Below are 16,022 nucleotides of genomic sequence, written 5' to 3'. Positions count from 1 at the left end.
TCCGCGAGGGTCGCGATGCTAAGGGCAGTCGTCCCCTCGCGCAATGGATGCAGGTAGGGTGCGCGACGATCCTTCTCGAATCCCAGGTTTCACGGTATCTCTCGGGGTCGTTCGAATCCTTCGAAAACCCGGGAGCTTAACCATGTTCAGCCGCGTTCGGCCTCGTCGCACATTGCGTCTCTCCATCGTCGCCTCCACCGCCATGGCAGGCGGCGCGCTCACCCTGCTCGGTGCGTCGCTCTTCGGATGCGGAACCGATACGTCGGACGTGTTCCAGACCGGCGGCGGGAGCGCCGGCGCAGGAAACACCACGAACGCGGGACCCGGCGGCTCCGGCGGGCAAGGCGGCGGCGGGCAAGGCGGCGGCGGGGGCGGGCAAGGTGGCGCAGGCGCCGGGATGAGCGGGTCCGAGGACTGCCTCGACGGCGCGGACAACGACGGCGACGGCGATGTCGACTGCGCAGATGCCGATTGCACGGAAGGTTTTACCTGCGTGGACGAGGCACCGGCGGGATGGTCGTACACGTGGACCGCAGAAGGGGACGCGACGCCCACGTCCTGCGAACCCGGCTTCCAGCCCGAGGAGCTCTTCACGGATCCCGCGGGCGCGGCCGAGTGTTCGGCGTGTACGTGCGGCGATCTGCAAGGCGCGGCGTGCTCGACCCCGGGCCTGCAGTGTCATACGAACTCGAACAATTGCTTCGGCGGCGGCGAGAGCTGGTCGGGCGCGTTCCAGAACGGCGCCTGCGCCAAGCCGACGAACCTGCTCGGCTTTGCCATCTCGCTCTCGTGCCGGCTGAACGGGACGGCGATGGTGACCTCGCCCGGGAGCTGTCCGCCCTCGGTGAGCGATTTCCAGAACAAGGAGCCCTTCGCCGGCAAGATCACGGTGTGCGACGCCAAGACCTCGAACGGTGGCTGCGGCGCCGGCTCGGCGTGCGCGCCGAAGCCCGCCGCGGACACGGAGAGCCTCTGCCTCCGGCAGGAGGGCGAGCACGCGTGCCCCAACGGCTTCACGCAGGTCGTGAGTTACAAGAGCGCCACGGACACGCGCGCGTGCAGCGCATGCGCGTGCGAGTCCGACACGACGTGCACGGGCGGGCAGTACGTCTTTTATGATCTCGACATGTGCGTGGCCGAGGGCGCCAGCACCGCCCGGATCGCGGTCGACAGCAACACGTGCAGGAACGTGAGCGGGCAGCTCGACTCGAACTCGTGGTCGGTCGAGCAAGTCCCGGCCATGCCGAGCGGCTCGTGCACCCCGACGGGCGGCGCGCCGACAGGCGAGGTCACGCCCGAAGGCGCGGTGACCTTCTGCTGCAAGTGAGCTCAGGTTTGGAGAGATGAACGAGGGGAAGGAGGGGCTCGGCGCGGAAGGCCGAGCCCCTTGTTCATGGCCTCAGGCGCGCCGGCGACGACGGCCGAACGCGAGGAGCGCCGCGCCGAGCGCCGCGAGCAGGCCACGCGAGGCGTCATCGTCGGCCGCGACCGTGCAACCCGCGCAACCACCGCTGAGCTGGACGCCGTCCGCAGCGGCGCCGCCCGTGCCACCCGCACCGCCTGCGCCGCCTGCGCCACCCTCACCGCCTGCGCCGCCCACGCCGGTCGGATCGACGCACTGCCCGATGCTGCTGTCCATCGAGGTGCACTCGAGCCCCGTCGGGCAACCGTTGCCATCACTGCCACGGCAACCCTCGACGCAAGCCTTGCTCTCGTTGCAGACCATGCCGCTCGTCGCGTTGCCGCAATCGGCGTCCGTGTTGCATGAGATGTCGTCGCCGGGGTTCGTCGGATCGGTCTCGCCGGCGTCGACCGCGCCGTTGCCGTTCGCGTCCTCGGCGCCGTCGGGGATGCCGCCGTTGTCCGTATCCGCGTCGATCGGGCTCGTCGTCGTGGCGCCGCCGTCCGCGTCGGGCTTGCAGATGTTCGCCGCCGCATCCGTCGCCGGGTTCGAGCAGTCGAACCCGAGCTCGAGACCGTCGGGCAGGCCGTCGTTGTCGCTGTCCGGATCGACGACGTTCTTGATGCCGTCGCCGTCCGAGTCGTCGCTCGGGTTCGGCTCCTTGCCGTCGATCACGCCGTCGTCGTCGGTGTCCGCGTCGTTCGGATCCGAGCCGAGGAAGTCCTCGAGATCGTCGCCGAGACCGTCGCCGTCCGTGTCGACGACGGTGTTGTCATCGCCGGGATTGTTCGGATCGCCCTCGCCCGGATCGACGACGCCGTTGAGGTTCCAATCCTCGGAGCCGTCGGAGATGCCGCCGTCGTCCGTGTCCGCGTCGAGCGGGCTCGTCTTCGTCGCGCCCATGTCGCCGTCGGGCACGCAGCGGCCAGCGTTCGGATCGGTCGCGGGGCTGTCGCAGCCGAGGCCGAGCTCGGTGCCGTCGAACAGGCCGTCGTTGTCGCTGTCGGCGTCGGCGATGTTCGGCGTGCCGTCGCCATCCGTGTCGAACGACGGGTTCGGCTCGGCGCCGTCGGCCACGCCGTCGTCGTCCGTGTCCGCGTCGTTCGGATCCGAGCCGAGGTGCTCTTCGAGGTCATCGGAGAGGCCATCGCCGTCCGCGTCGATGATGACGCTGTCGTCGCTCGGATCGTTCGGATCCTTCTCGCCCGGATCGATCTGGCCGTTGAGGTTTCCGTCCTCCGAGCCGTCCTTCACGCCGCCGTTGTCCGTGTCGGCGTCGATCGGGCTCGTCTTCGTCGCGCCCATGTCGGCGTCGGGCACGCAGAAGACCTCGTTCGTGCCGGGCGCCTTGCAGTCGTAGCCGAGCTCGGTGCCGTCGAGCAGGCCGTCGTTGTCGCTGTCAGGATCGAGCGCGTTGATGAGGCCGTCGCCGTCCGAGTCCTCGGCGGGGTTCGGCTCTTGCCCGTCGGGCACGCCGTCGTCGTCCGTGTCGGCGTCGTTCGGATCGGTGCCGAGCGTACCTTCGACGACGTCGGAGAGGCCGTCGTTGTCCGTGTCGACGACGGTGCTGTCGTCGGCGGCGACGTTCGGATCCCCCTCGCCCGGATCGATCTGGCCGTTGAGGTTCCCGTCCTCCGAACCATCGGACACGCCGCCGTCGTCCGTGTCGGCGTCGATCGGGCTCGTCTTCGTCGCGCCGCTATCCGCGTCCGGCTTGCAGGTGCCGGCCGTCGTGTCGGTCGCGGGGTTCGAACAGTCGAACCCGAGCTCGGTGCCGTCGAAGAGGCCGTCGTTGTCGCTGTCGGCGTCGAGCACGTTGGGCACGCCGTCGCCGTCGGTGTCGATCGACGGGTTCGGCTCCTGGCCGTCGATGACGCCGTCGTCGTCGCTGTCGGCGTCGTTCGGATTCGAGCCGAGCGTGCCCTCGACGATGTCGGAGAGGCCGTCGCCGTCGCTGTCGTTGATCGTGTTGTCGTCGCTCGGATCGAGCGGGTTGCCCTCGCCCTGATTGATCTTGCCGTCGAGGTCTGCGTCCTCGGAGCCGTCGCTCACGCCGCCGTTGTCGGTGTCGGCGTCGAGCGGATCGGTCGTCGTCGCGCCCATGTCCGCATCGGGGCGGCACGCGCCGGCCGAGGCATTGGTCGCGGGATTGTCGCAGCCGAGGCCGAGCTCGGTGCCGTCGAGCAGGCCGTCGTTGTCGCTGTCGGGGTCGAGCGCGTTGATGAGGCCGTCGCCGTCGGAGTCGACGTTCCACTGCGGCTCTTGGCCGTCGATCACGCCGTCGTCGTCGGAGTCGGCGTCGTTCGGGTCCGTGCCGCCGGCTTCCTCCTCGTCGTTCGAGAGGCCGTCGCCGTCGGAGTCGACGATGATCACCGTGGGAGGCGCGCCGGGATCGCCGCCGTTGCCGTCGGTGGGCGTGTCCTCGGCGGGCGCGCCTTGCGTGCCGCTCGCGTTGATCACGGCCTGGTTCACGATGCTGCCGCCGACGCCGGGATTCACCTTGACGCGGAAACGGATCGTCGTCGTCTCACCGACGTTGAGGTTACCGCCGACGGTGGCGTTCGCGCCCGTGCCGAGACGAACGATCACCGTGCTCGTGGCCGCGTCGAACTCGCCTTGATCGTCGGCGTTCGCGTCCGTCTTCGCGCCCATGTTCGGGCCCGTGACGACCTCGAGCGAGCCCGGGACGTAGGTCACTTCGGCGGGGAGTTTGTCGGAGAGAACCGTCTCCTTCGAGGTGTCGTCGCCCGTGTTGCTGACGACGATCGTGTACTCGAGCTCGTCGTCGGGGTTGACCACGCCGCCGTTCAGATCGGCGACGCTCTTCGCGGACGAGGTGAAGTTCGGCTTGAGCGTGGAGATCGCGGTGATGAAGCCGCCGAGGATGTAGCCGTCGCTCGACGTCTTCGCGACGAGCTCGGCCGAGGTCGAGCCGGGCGTGACGATGCTCGTGATGTCGAGGATGTCGAGATCGATGCCGCTCATGCTCCGCGCGGCGCCCGTGAGCTGCGGCAGATCTCCCATCACCGAGACGGGCGTGCCGAGGCGTGAGCGCGTGCCGTTGAAGAAGTTGGTGGCGAGGTTGGAGGCGTCCGAGAGCGGGAGCGCGTTCCAGCTCAGGCTGTCTCCCCCTTGCTGATCATCGCCCTCGTACGCGACGACGCCGAGCTTCGCGTTGTAGGCCGCGAGCGGCACGGCGAAGCCGGAGATCGTCGCCGCGATGCCATCCTGGTTTTCGCTGCTGACCTCGTCGAAGCCGTCGAAGAGCGTGATGTTGCGCGGCGGCTCGCTCTGGAGCTCGTAGACGACGACCATCCACCAGCCGGCGAACACCGAGTTGTTGTTGAGGTTGTTCAGCGCCACCGTGTCGACGCCGCTCACGCGGTAGGGGCCCGAGCCGTACTGCTGCACGTACGCCGTGATGTCGGCGACCGACTGGTAGTACCCGCTGATGTTCGAGAGCGGATCCCCGAGCACAGAGTCGATCGCCGTGATGTTGTGGGTGAAGTCGCCCAGGGGATCATCGAGGGTCACTTCGAGATCGGCCACCCCGGTCGGACTGCGCGCAGCCCAGTAGAGGTATGCATGCGTCACGGTGGCGCCGATCGGCAGGGTCAGTTGCGCGGTCGTCCTCGCGGAACTCGCGCTCACCATCGTGCTCGCGGAGGCCTGCGCGTCCGCTTGCCAGTACACGTCAGGCGCCGAGTCGTTCGTGTTCGTGCCGCAGGCGCCGACGTTTCCGGCGATCGGCACGGGGACTCCAGGACCACAGTCCTGCGCGAGCGTGTTGCCGATCAAAACGAAGTCACCCCGCTGGGTGACCTGGAAACGCTGCGCCGGTTCTGCGCTCACGGTCCCCGCCGCCCCGCAGATGAGCGTGGCGACGATACCGCTGAGAGCCGTTCTTCTTCTCATGCGTCCTCTCCAAGCAATCGGATGCAACCCCCGTTTATCATCAAGTTCCGTACCAGCAGTCAATCCGCGCGTCATCCCGGCAAGAAGCGCGATCCTGCTGCATGAAGAAGAATTCATCTCGATGCCTACAGGCATCAATCACGTGCGGCTCGTGGTCCTCACCCCTTGCGGACGCGTTATGCTGAGCGCGAGCACAGTCGCTCTCGCACCATGCACATCGAACTCATCATCGTTCGCCACGGTCAGTCGGAGGGAAACCGGGATCGTGTCTTCACGGGGCACGGCCCCTCACCGCTCACCGACCGCGGGCGCCGCGAAGCCGAGGCCGTGGCCCGGCGGATCACGGAGAAGCCAGTCACCGCGATCTTCGCGAGTGATCTGCCGCGGGCCCTGGAAACGGCGGCGCCCCTCGTCGAAAAATCAGGCGTTCCGCTCGTCGCGGACCCGGCTCTACGTGAGCGCAATTTCGGCGATCTGACCGGCACGTCGTTCGCCGACATCGAGGCGCGCCATCCCGACGTGTGGCGGGCGCTGCTCGCGCGCGACCCGCTCTTCCGCCCCCCGGGCGGCGAGTCGAACGCCGATTGCCGGGCCCGGATCTCAGGCTTCGTCGAGGGCCTCTTCGCCCGCGGCGTCGAGGGCCGGATCGTGCTCGTCAGCCACGGCGTGGCGATCAACCAGCTCCTCTACCACCTGCTCGGCGTGCCGGCTTCGCAGCCGCCACCGGTCGTCTTCCGCGTGGACAACTGCTCGGTCCAGCGCGTCGAGCGCCACGAGGACACCGTGCGCATCCTCTGCATCAACGACCGCAGCCACCTCGAAGGTTTGACCTGAAACGAGCGCGGGCCCCCGGACGAACACACGTCCGGAGGCCCGCCGTTCGTTCACGCGGATCGCGTCAGCACTTGCGCCAGGCGATGCCGTACGTCTGCCGCACGACGAGGCTCACCGAGTCGACGGTCATGAGGCCGCTGCCCGAGCGGTTCGCGAGCGTCGAGACGGCCGCCTGCGTGCTGATGTTGAGCGGACGGCTCGCGCCGCACGGCGACCACACCACGGCCTCGAGGGTGAGGTCGTCGCGGCGGAAGTAGTTTTCCGAGAAGGGACCGACGAGCTTGGTGCGGAAGGTGCGCCCGAAGCCGCCGGTGAAGTAGTAACTCGACGTCTGCGTGCCGACGACGGCCGCCCCGAGTTCGGCGAAGCCGCGGTAGTCGGCCGAGACGAGCGAGTAGCTGTAGCCCTGCGGGAAGGCCATATCGACCGTGAGCTGGCAGAACTTGCGCGCCTCGCTCGGCAGTCCGAGCGGGCTCGCCTCGGCGGTGAAGGCCCCGAAGATGAGCTCGAGGGCCTTGCGGTCCTCGGAGAGGGTGCCGGCGACCGAGCTCTGCGGGCAGCCGGTTCCGTTGTACACGAGCCCGCGGATCTCGACGCCCTCGGGCGGCTCGACGAGCTCGTAAGGCTCTGCGTTGGCCTGCTGCGAGATGCCGAGGACGGTCGAACCGGCCGCGACGAACGCAACGAGCAGCTTCTTCATGATGATGTCCCCCCAGATCGCTCGCGGGTGTTCGGCCCGCGGCGGTGTATGGGCACGACGAAGGCGCAGGGGTCCGCCCAGACCGCCTCCTCCGTGCCGTCCGATCGCGAACCTGAGGAGCCGAGCAGGCGGTCGCAAGCCTCGGACGGCGCTCTTCGCGCGCTTCCTTTCCCGCGTTTTCGAACGCGCCAGCGTGCGCCCGAGCAAGGAGCGCGCGGAAAACGAAAAACGCCGTGTTCCAGCTCGGGAACACGGCGTTTGATCTCGCTGCGGGTTTTTCTTGGTGGACCTGACAGGGATCGAACCTGCGACCTCTAGAGTGCGATTCTAGCGCTCTCCCAACTGAGCTACAGGCCCGTCAGCGACTCGCGGGACTCTACTGATTGAGCCTCGCGAGTCAAGACGAAAGTTTTGTTTCGGCGGTTCGGTCAGCCTCCGGACCGCGCCTGCGAGCGAGCGGCCGGGTTTTCGAAGGAGAACAGCTTGTTCTTCTCCAGCTTGTACGACGCCGTCTTGCCGAAGGGCGGGTTCATGTCCTGGATCCAGTACACGTCCCCCGAGACGATCGTGTCCTCCGGGCGCCCCGTGCGCTCCGGGTAGCGGAAGATGAAGTCCCGCATCGCGTCCCGGTACGCGGAGTTCGCCGGCAGGTGGATGCGGTTGAAGTAGTCGCTCCAGATCTGGTTGTACCGGAGGCTCTGCGCCTTCGTGAGGTCGAACTCCGGCGGCTTGCCGGTGAACGGGTCGATCGAGCGGCCGTCGATGGTCTTCGCGTCGACGATGATCGTGCCGTCGTCCATCACGGGGTTCGGCGAGAACATGAACCAGCCCTGCAAGTACCGCATCTTCTGCGCGAGGACGCGCAAGGGCTCGGGGTGCGGGACCTTGATGCGGCGGTTGACGACCCAGAGCTCGACCATCGCCTGGTTCACCGCGCCCGCGAGCATCGCGACGACCGCGAGCTCGCGCAGCGTCACGACGAACCGACCGACCTTGCGGCGAAGCGGCGAGGGCTCGGTGAGGGTGACGGGGCCCGGCGCGCGCGGGACACGCAGGCCGAAGACACGCGAGACGTCACGCGTGGTGACGGCGTTCCAGATCGCGTCGACGAGGTGCGAGAGGCCAGGGACGCGGAAGAGCCAGGCCACCGTGGGCCCGAGCGGCAAGGCCGCGACGATGTCGGCGAGCGCGGCGCTCTGCTCGAGGCGCGCATGGTCCTTCGGGCGCTCCACCGCGATGCCACGCGTGAGGCCTTCCTCGGCGCGGAACGTGAGGAGCTCGTAGCGGTCGAGGCGCTTCAAGACACGGCAGAGCCAGAGCGAGGCGCCGGACGAGGCGTCGAAGAGGACGACACGCGCGCGATGCGTGCGGCGCATCGTGCGGACGGCGAGGTCCCAGTCGTCGGTGGTGAAGAGCAGCGTGGAGAAGACGCACATTGCCCAGGCGAAGGGGCCGAGGACGAACGTCGCGCCGAAGCCGATGTGCAGGATGCACATGAGCGCGACGGCGAGCCGGCGGGCCCAGGCGCGGCCGAGCGGCGAGGCGAGGCAGATCGGGATCGTGGCCTCGGCCATCAGGACGAACTTCGTGCCGACGATGATGAGCGCGGGCGGGACGAGGCCACGCACGGCCGCCACGATCGGCGTGACCATGCGGTCGACCCAGAGCACGTAATGAACCGCCGTGCCGTTTTTCCAGGCCGTGCCGGTCTTGTGAATGACGTTGAAGTAATAAATGGCGCAGATCTGGAGGAGGATGACGCCGGCCACGAGCGAGACGTGGGGCGTGAGCTTGCGCGGCTCGATGAGGTTCGTGCGGTCGTTGAGCTCGTCCGCGTTCGCCTCTTTGCGGCGGCGCATCGAGTCGAGCAGGGCGTCGACGGAGAAGCGGTCCCCCATCGGGAGGAACGCGGTCCACATCACGAGGAGGTTGAAAACGACGTATCCGCCATTCTCGATGAGCAGGATGCGGCCATTCATGCTGGCCACGAAGATCGCGGCGAGCACGTGGGCGATCCGCGTCTTGTAGCCGACGAGGACGCAGGTGAACGTGACGAGGAGGACCGCCCAGAGGGCCCAGAGCTCGGGGGCGGTGGAGAAGGCATTGAAGAGGGTGAACGCGCCCCAGGCCTGAGGCCGGAAGAGGTTCAGGTGCGTCGGCAGGACCCCCTTGTCCGAGTACATGTGGAGCCAGTCCGGCGTGCGCCGGAAGAGGTCCGTGACGAGGAGGAAGCCGAGCATGATCCGGGCGAAGCCGAGGGTCCGCCGGTCGATCGAGAGGTAGACGTCGCGGATGATCGTCCAGTAGCCCTGGAGGTGCCACGAGAGCCACCCGAGGCCCTTGGGCGTCTCGAAAGCGGCGCTGGGCGCGGCTTCGGAGGCCTCTTCCGGCGCTTCGTCGAGGGCTTCGGGGGCCGTGCTTGCGTCGAGGGGCGGCTGGCCTGTGGCGGAGCTCATGGGGCGTCCCCCCATTAGCGCGAATTTCGAGGCGCCGCACCCCTTCACTTCCCTTCCCTTACGCGGGAAATTTGCGTTAGGCTCGGCGCGATCCCGCGTATCGAGGGCGGGGCTATCGCATGCTTACCGCTACGGAACGGAAGACCCTGGCCTGGAGCGCCTTCCTCGCAGGGGTGTTATGCCTGATCCCCGGAGAGACGCCGCGCGGGCCGAGGATATGGGACTACGCACGGCAGGTCCTGCTCGACCGGCTGCTGGAGCATCGGGCAACGCAGATCGCGTGGGTGATCGCCGCGCTGATCTTGATCCACCACGTGTGGAGATCCCGGACCGAAGCGGGGTCGACGCCGGGAGATGCCACGCCGGCCGAGGAGAGCGCTCGAACGGGCGGGGCGTAGCAAAGCCGCTCTCCGTTGGGCCTTGACAAGTCGCTCAGAAGGAAAACCTGCCGGCGACCGCGGGCTCCACGCTCACGCCGGTCCACGCGAGCGTGCGGAGGAAGCGCAGGCCGCAGGCGGCGACGAGGGCGAGGTGCTTCAGAGAGGGCATGAGGCCGCCGGTGGAGCGCTTGGCGTGGTCGCCGAGGACGACGTAAGAGGCTTTTACGTCGAATTGCCACGGGTGGGGATCGGCGTGGGCCGTGGCGGCGTGGAGGGACGCGGCGAGGAAGGGCGCGCAGAGCCCAATCATGACGCGGGGAATCATGGTTTGGGCTTCGGTAGAACTTCGCGGACCTTGCGGATTGCGGCGAGCCAGGCTTCCGAGGGCGGGGCGGCGCTTTGCCGGTGCGCCTCGCATACACGGCGAGGACCGCAGCGAGTGCCTCCTGTTCGGGCTCCTCGAACTTATCGATCATCCGATCGCCAACGAAATAGAGCTCGTCCGGGAGGCGAGTGGCTTCCGGCGGTGCACCCGGCGCCCAGCCATACGTCAACAGAGTGCTCGATCACTTCACGGTCTTACACGACTCGAAGGAATGCTGCTGCTGCGTGTTGCACAAAAAATCCTGATCGCGGCAGCATCCTACACACGTGACGCTGGCCTCTCGATCGTGGCAGTCACGATAACAGTTGTCCCCCGGTACGATACACTCCTCCCGAAACGGCGGAACGCCGCCATCGTATGCATCGTACCGGCCCTTCTTCTTTTCCCGGGGGCTACAACCTGCGAGCAGGACAAGACCCGCACTCAAGATGATGCAGGAGGGCGCCCATGCGAGCCCCACGACGCTCAGTCCCCGAGGCATGAGTAGAAGCTATAACCAGCATCCGCGTCGCACTGCGCACCATTACGGCGGCCGCACATACGACATGGCAGCCCCTGATCGGCTTTGTAACAGCTATTGATGCACGCGTTCACCTCAGCGTGCATCAATAGCTTTGCGCGACGCCCGCATCGACCCCGAGGTCAGGATCCGTCGTGCATCCACCGACCATCAGCATGGCAGCCAGCACGAGCATGCTCATCGCGACGGCGTACCTCATCGGCCTCCTCATTCCCGTACGCTATCTCTCCGTGTTTCCACCCGTCAAGCCCGTATCCGCTTTCACCTTCGCCGCTCGTTTCCCGCTCTCCGTTGTGCCTTGACAAGTCGCTCAGAAGGAAAACCTGCCAGCGACCGCGGGCTCCACGCTCACGCCGGTCCACGCGAGCGTGCGGAGGAAGCGCACGCCGCAGGCGGCGACGAGGGCGAGGTGCTTCGCGAGCGTGTAGGCAAGCCCGAGGTGAACCGCGGGGAAGAAGCCGAGATACCGCGAGCAGAGGCCCCACGCATTGCAGACGGGGACGCGGCCGAAATCGAGGTGCGCGGCGAGCTCGAAGGACAAGGGGGCGCGGGAGGGTCGATAGCCAGCGCTCAGGAGGGGGCCTCCGAGGATGCCCATCCAGGCGGAGTCGCGGAAGAGGCCGAAAGCGCCGAGATGAGCGCCGAGGCCGAGGGATACGTTTTCGCGCAGGGCAAAGGTGCGGCGGGCGGAGAGGGACGGCATGAGGCCGCCGGTCGAGCGCTGGGCGTGGTCGCCGAGGACGACGTAGGAGGCTTTTACGTCGAATTGCCACGGGGCGGGATCGGCGTGGGCCGTGGCGGCGTGGAGGGACGCGGCGAGGAAGGGCGCGCAGAGCCCAATCGTGACGCGGGGAATCATGGTTTGGGCTTCGGGAGGACTTCGCGGACCTTGCGGATTGCGGCAAGCCAGGCTTCCGAGGGGCGCGGAGGCGGTTTGCCGGTGCGCCTCACATAGACGGCAAGGACCGCAGCGAGTGTCTCCTGTTCGGGCTCCTCGAACTTATCGATCATCCGATCGCCAACGAAATAGAACTCGTCCGGGAGGCGCGTCGCGAGCACCTTCTCGTCTACGGGGATACCCTCGGTCTCGCAATACGCGCGGTAGGCAAGCTTGGCGGCGATGCCCCTGCGCGCGGGGCGAAACTCTCGCAGCCAATCTTGATCCCACTCCCGATGAATGAGGGCCCATTCCGCGTCCTCCTCGGGGACGGGGTCTTTTTTGGCCCGGCTCATGAGCGCCTTGTACTCCGCCATGAGCGCTTCCTTTTCGGCAGGATCCTCGACCCACGAAAGTTTTTTCGCGAGCTCTGCCTCACGCGCGGCGCTCGGTCCTGGCGCAATCGGGCGGATCTTCGCCTCGGCCTCCGCCCTCCGGCGCTGCGTCCGCTCCTCCGGGCTCGTGAGCCATTTTCGCGCGGCCTCCATCACGGCCTCTCGGGATGGTGGCGGCGTCGGCTTGGGGAAATTCTTCCGGACGGCGCGAGCGGCCGCGAGCCAGGGCTCCGACGGCGGCGGCGCCGGCTGGCCGGCGCGGTTCCCATACGCGGTGAGGGCAGCCGCGAGCGTCTCGTGTTCGGGCTCGTCTTCAGGGGCTTTCCACACGTGGTAGCCGAACGCGCACCATGGTTCACGATCGATGCTGTCCCATGGTGCCGCACGGCCCTCGAAGGTGCCGCCCGTGCTTTCGAGGTATCCCTTGTACGCGCACCTCCCAGCAAAATCGCGGCGCGCCGGCTCTGGATCCCGTTTCGAACGTTCACGATGCAGGCGGGCCCACTCCGCATCCTCTTCCGGAAGGGGATCTCGATAGGCCAAGAGAACGACCTGGGCGCGCGCGTCCGCAATTGCAGCCCTCTCGGCCGGATCCTTCCGGAAAAACCACTCCTTCTGGAGCTCAGCCTCGAGCGCGGCGCACGGTCCTTTCGCGATGCTGTGAGGAGGTCCTTTCGGCTCCACGTCAACCCCCTCCTTCCGGCGGCGGATCCCCTTCGGTAGCCGGATCGCTCGGGCACCCCCACCCAGGCCCGGCACCGAGCGGGCAAAGCAGGGGCACAAGCTCAGGCGCGATGAATCCCGGCGGCGGCGCGGGGAGGCTGACCAGCACGTCGATCACGTCGTCGAACGAGATCGATTCTTCCTTCCAGATCTCCTCAGGGAGTTTCTCGGGTTCGTACCGCCAATCGAAGTCGAATCGGCACTCCGCATCCTTGCCGGGGATCTGCTGCGCCATAATGTCCCCCTTCTTCTTCGACATCTCTGTATACAGAAATTTGTCTTTGCACAAGATGAAGGTCACCGCGAGGCCGTCCGTCATGAGACACTCAATGACATCCTTGACTTCCCAGCGCTTCTCTTCCTTCCAGTCGCCCCACTGACCATCGGCATACTCGCGGCAGAAGAGGCGTCCCACCTGATCGTTGCTTGGCCTTTGCTGAAAGTAGTTGAGCCCCTTGGCGTTCAGAACCGTGCGCCGCAAGAGGACCATGTCCTCCGGCGCCATCGCGGCCAGACGGTCGCGCAGCGCCTGCCGGTCATCCGGGTCCATGATCGAACAGCTCGGGAGAACGAGGGCGAACACCCCGATCGCCACAGCGCGGAGGAGCGGGTTCATGCGGGCATGTTCTCACGGGTTTGACAAGGAAATCAACCCGCTCCCCCCAAGCCTCAGCCTTCCGGCGTCTGCTTCGCCTTCGCCGCGAACAATGGAGCGCGAATGGCGTCCACCATCGCGGCGGGCGGCGGCGTCAGCCCTGTGCGGGATCGGTTTCGAGCGCCTCGTCGCCTGCGCCCGTATCGGCGGCGGCGAGGGCCGACCTCGTGCGGACCTCGTCGAAGAAGAGGTCCTGCGTGACTCTATCGCGAGGAAACTCGGCCACGAGGCGGCTCATCACCTCGGTGTATACGAGGAGAAACTTCTCCTTCGCCGCGTCCCTCGCCGCCCGCGCGTCCCGCGCCTTCTGCGCCGCGACCTTCCGGCTCGCGAGCGCGACCTGATATTGCTGCCTGTGCGCCGCAATGACGAGCCTCTCGGCCTCCGCCTCCGGCCAAAATGGCGCCGCGGCGGCGAGGCGGCCTTCGAGGTCGATCATCGCCTGCACCTGCGATTCGCCGAGCAGCCTCGTGATCACGCCAGATCCCTCGGGGAAGACCATGCCCGCGATACGCCCGCCGCTCCTGCCGTCGGCGATCTCGGCCTTCTGGAGCGAGATGCGGACGCGGCGATCGGAGACGTGGTTCTCGTATTTGACGTCGACCCGCGCGGGAAGAATGGCCTTGACGGCCTCCTCGTAAACGACTTGCGCCGCGATGAGCTCCGCCTCGCCGCACGTCATCTTCTCGGCGAGGCCGACGAGCACGGCATTGGCGCTGAATTTACCGAGCATTCGGGCGGAGTAACGCGCAAGCTCGGAGCATTTCGAGACGGGGGTGTCACGCGTGGGCGATTGCATCGAGGAATCCTCCTTCCAAAAGGGGATGCGGAGTGTCGAGAAAGCGCAGGCCGCTGCGGCCGTGCGGGCCGTGAGACGTACGGAGGGTCATCTCATGCGAGGCGGATTCTTGCTTTCGACGGGGCGCGCGGGCGCAGGCGCGTCGGTGGGCTCCCGGCGAGCGCTGGGAGGTGTCCGCGTCGACGCAAGACCTGTCCTGCCGACGGCCGGGAGGTGTTTGCGTCGGCGCAAGACACGTCCTGCCGACGGCCGGGAGGTGTTTGCGTCGGCGCAAGACACGTCCTGTCAGGTGCAGGAAGGTGTTTGCGTCGGTGCGAGGCGCTGCCTGACGAGCCTTGCGAGGCGCTCGCGCCGGCGCAAGGCGCGCCCTGCCGAGGTCTGGAAGGTGCGCGCGCCGGCGCAAGGCGCGCCCTGCCGAGGTCTGGAAGGTGTTCGCGCCGGCGCGAGACATCCCCTGCACGATCGGCGTGCGTTTCGACCTCGACGTCGACCGGCACCGGGCAAGATCCCGAATACCGGCCGACGCTCTTCGAACTGCCGCCGCGAATGGCCGTAGGCAGGATCCGGGGTTCGTCCGAGTGACCCCCCCCTGGTTCGTCGTGACCGAACCGTGCGCCGTCCCCTTGTGTTTTCCGGGCGTTCCCTGGTAGCATCAGGGTTCGTCCACGGATTCGATGCGCTGCCCGGGCCTCAACCTGCTCACCGCCTCGGTCGTCGCGTTTGCGGCGCCTGCAATGGCCGACGACGCGCTGGTGGACCAGCGGCTCGCGTTTCGCCTGGAGTATGTCGTTCCCGCGGACGTTCGGTGTCCCACGGAAGCGGCCCTTGCCGAGCTGACGAGCGCGAAGTTCCGCTACGACGTCTTCCCGGAATCGGCGCGTGCGTCCCTCTCCGTCAGGGTGCGGCGTGCCGGGGGGCAACTGGAGGCCGTGCTCATCGCGCGCGACGAGCAGGGGACGGTTCAATGGGAGGAAACGGCGACGCCCCGAGGGAAGTGCAATGATCTCGTCGAGGACGTCGCGCTCATGGTGGCGGTGCGGTTCGTGACCGTGAAGGGCGAGAAGCCGGAGGCGTGGGCACTCCTGGTCCCGCCGCCGCCCGCGTCTCCGGCCTCGGTGCCTACGCCAGAGCGGCAGCCGCCTGACGTACTGCCCCCGGCCGCGCCCCCTCCGCAGGCCGCTCCACCGGCCGGCGCAGCCGCCGCGCCCCCGTTCCGCCCGGAGCTGTCCGCAGCCGCCGTGTTCGGGCCTCTCGACACCCCGAACGTCGCCTTCGGCGGAGCCCTCCAGGTCGCGCTGCGTTGGCCGCGGGCTAGCCTCGGCGTCGAGCTGCGCGTCGTGGTCGATCATCGAGGGGAGGTCGCCGAGGTCCCGATCCGCACGTGGTTTGCAACGGGCGTCGTGCTCCCGTGCCTCGTCATTGGCGAACATGTCCGTGCCTGCATTCCGATATCCGCTGGGGTCTATCAAATTGGCGTCGGCGCCGCGGCAAAGACGGGTAGTAGCTTCGCCGAGCCATTCGGCGGTGCCGGCCTGCGGGGTTCGTACGACGTCGCACTCTCCCCGCACGTGCGACTCCGCGGATATGCAGAGGTACTGATTGCGGCTACCAGGACCGAAATCGTCTATCTTTCCCCTGGGTCGCGAGAGTCGGAAAGAATTTGGGCCATGCCTGCGGTGTTGCCGTCTATTGGAGTTGGGGCGATATGGAAACCATAGCATTTATTCGGTTGGCTATTTGTGGTGCATTCGTGACGCTGTGTTCGGCATGTTATACGGGGACGCTTGAAGTTATTGGAATAGGCGACGCCGGTCCGGATGCCGATGACGCCGGAACGAACGATGGCGGCGAGGAAGGCGGCGGCGGCGGCGGCGGCGTCGAGGCCAAGTCATGCGAGGCACGGGGCGGGCAGTGCGTCCCTTTGCGGCCCATCGGATGGAGCGACCCTATCCTCATCGCGAGGTCGCCGGGTCACCCTCTC

The 16,022-nt window shown here is 67.4% G+C and carries 12 protein-coding genes and 1 tRNA gene; 4 read left to right on the top strand and 9 right to left on the bottom strand.

The features are described from left to right. The first annotated feature begins 142 nt into the window (after positions 1–142). The gene (locus tag KEG38_RS05010) at positions 143–1,327 is read left to right on the top strand and encodes a hypothetical protein (protein WP_272417870.1); all 1,185 of its coding nucleotides are present in this window, start codon (positions 143–145) and stop codon (positions 1,325–1,327) included. A gap of 72 nt (positions 1,328–1,399) precedes the next feature. On the opposite strand, the gene KEG38_RS05005 is transcribed toward KEG38_RS05010, so the two are convergent. Beyond that, positions 1,400–5,317 carry an isopeptide-forming domain-containing fimbrial protein gene (locus tag KEG38_RS05005; protein WP_272417869.1) on the bottom strand — a complete coding sequence of 1,306 codons (3,918 nt, stop codon included), beginning with the start codon at positions 5,315–5,317 and terminating at the stop codon, positions 1,400–1,402. A 210-nt stretch (positions 5,318–5,527) separates the two neighbouring features. Here KEG38_RS05005 and KEG38_RS05000 point away from each other — a divergent pair, with 210 nt between their 5' ends. Then, entirely contained in the window at positions 5,528–6,151 is a 624-nt protein-coding gene (locus tag KEG38_RS05000) for a histidine phosphatase family protein (RefSeq protein WP_272417868.1), read from the top strand. A 64-nt stretch (positions 6,152–6,215) separates the two neighbouring features. Here the strand turns inward: KEG38_RS05000 and KEG38_RS04995 are convergent, their stop codons facing one another. The 3 genes from KEG38_RS04995 to KEG38_RS04985 all read right to left on the bottom strand — a co-directional run bounded on the left by KEG38_RS04995 (position 6,216) and on the right by KEG38_RS04985 (position 9,307). Then, positions 6,216–6,851 (bottom strand): DUF4360 domain-containing protein, encoded by a 636-nt coding sequence (locus tag KEG38_RS04995; protein WP_272417867.1) that lies wholly within the window; start codon positions 6,849–6,851, stop codon positions 6,216–6,218. 281 nt (positions 6,852–7,132) lie between these two features. Continuing rightward, positions 7,133–7,208, bottom strand: a tRNA-Ala gene (locus tag KEG38_RS04990). Between the two features lie 71 nt (positions 7,209–7,279). Beyond that, positions 7,280–9,307 carry an HTTM domain-containing protein gene (locus KEG38_RS04985; protein ID WP_272417866.1) on the bottom strand — a complete coding sequence of 676 codons (2,028 nt, stop codon included), beginning with the start codon at positions 9,305–9,307 and terminating at the stop codon, positions 7,280–7,282. 119 nt (positions 9,308–9,426) lie between these two features. On the opposite strand from KEG38_RS04985, the gene KEG38_RS04980 reads away from it, so the two are divergent. Beyond that, a complete protein-coding gene (locus tag KEG38_RS04980) occupies positions 9,427–9,705 on the top strand; it encodes a hypothetical protein (RefSeq protein ID WP_272417865.1) in 279 nt (92 codons plus the stop codon). A gap of 34 nt (positions 9,706–9,739) precedes the next feature. On the opposite strand, the gene KEG38_RS04975 is transcribed toward KEG38_RS04980, so the two are convergent. From KEG38_RS04975 to KEG38_RS04955, 5 genes are all read right to left on the bottom strand, one after another. Beyond that, positions 9,740–10,012, bottom strand: a complete 273-nt coding sequence (locus KEG38_RS04975) for a hypothetical protein (RefSeq protein WP_272417864.1) — start codon at positions 10,010–10,012, stop codon at positions 9,740–9,742. An 890-nt stretch (positions 10,013–10,902) separates the two neighbouring features. After that, on the bottom strand, positions 10,903–11,451 hold the full coding sequence (locus KEG38_RS04970; protein ID WP_272417863.1) for a hypothetical protein: 549 nt from the start codon (positions 11,449–11,451) through the stop codon (positions 10,903–10,905). Continuing rightward, positions 11,448–12,548: a hypothetical protein gene (locus tag KEG38_RS04965; RefSeq protein WP_272417862.1), complete on the bottom strand. Its 1,101-nt coding sequence runs from the start codon at positions 12,546–12,548 to the stop codon at positions 11,448–11,450. The genes KEG38_RS04970 and KEG38_RS04965 overlap by 4 nt, the downstream gene beginning before the upstream one ends. Position 12,549: 1 nt before the next feature. Continuing rightward, positions 12,550–13,203, bottom strand: a complete 654-nt coding sequence (locus tag KEG38_RS04960) for a hypothetical protein (RefSeq protein WP_272417861.1) — start codon at positions 13,201–13,203, stop codon at positions 12,550–12,552. Positions 13,204–13,336: 133 nt separating this feature from the next. Next, the gene (locus KEG38_RS04955) at positions 13,337–14,041 is read right to left on the bottom strand and encodes a hypothetical protein (RefSeq protein WP_272417860.1); all 705 of its coding nucleotides are present in this window, start codon (positions 14,039–14,041) and stop codon (positions 13,337–13,339) included. 674 nt (positions 14,042–14,715) lie between these two features. On the opposite strand from KEG38_RS04955, the gene KEG38_RS04950 reads away from it, so the two are divergent. Beyond that, positions 14,716–15,759, top strand: coding sequence for a hypothetical protein (locus KEG38_RS04950; protein WP_272417859.1), 1,044 nt, complete (start codon positions 14,716–14,718; stop codon positions 15,757–15,759). Positions 15,760–16,022: the final 263 nt, after the last annotated feature.

Origin of the sequence: Polyangium jinanense, from assembly GCF_028435265.1 — a bacterium.
Lineage (GTDB): Bacteria > Myxococcota_A > Polyangia > Polyangiales > Polyangiaceae > Polyangium > Polyangium jinanense.
Note: the sequence above shows the minus strand (reverse complement) of the source record. Positions and strands in the feature narration are given on the sequence as shown.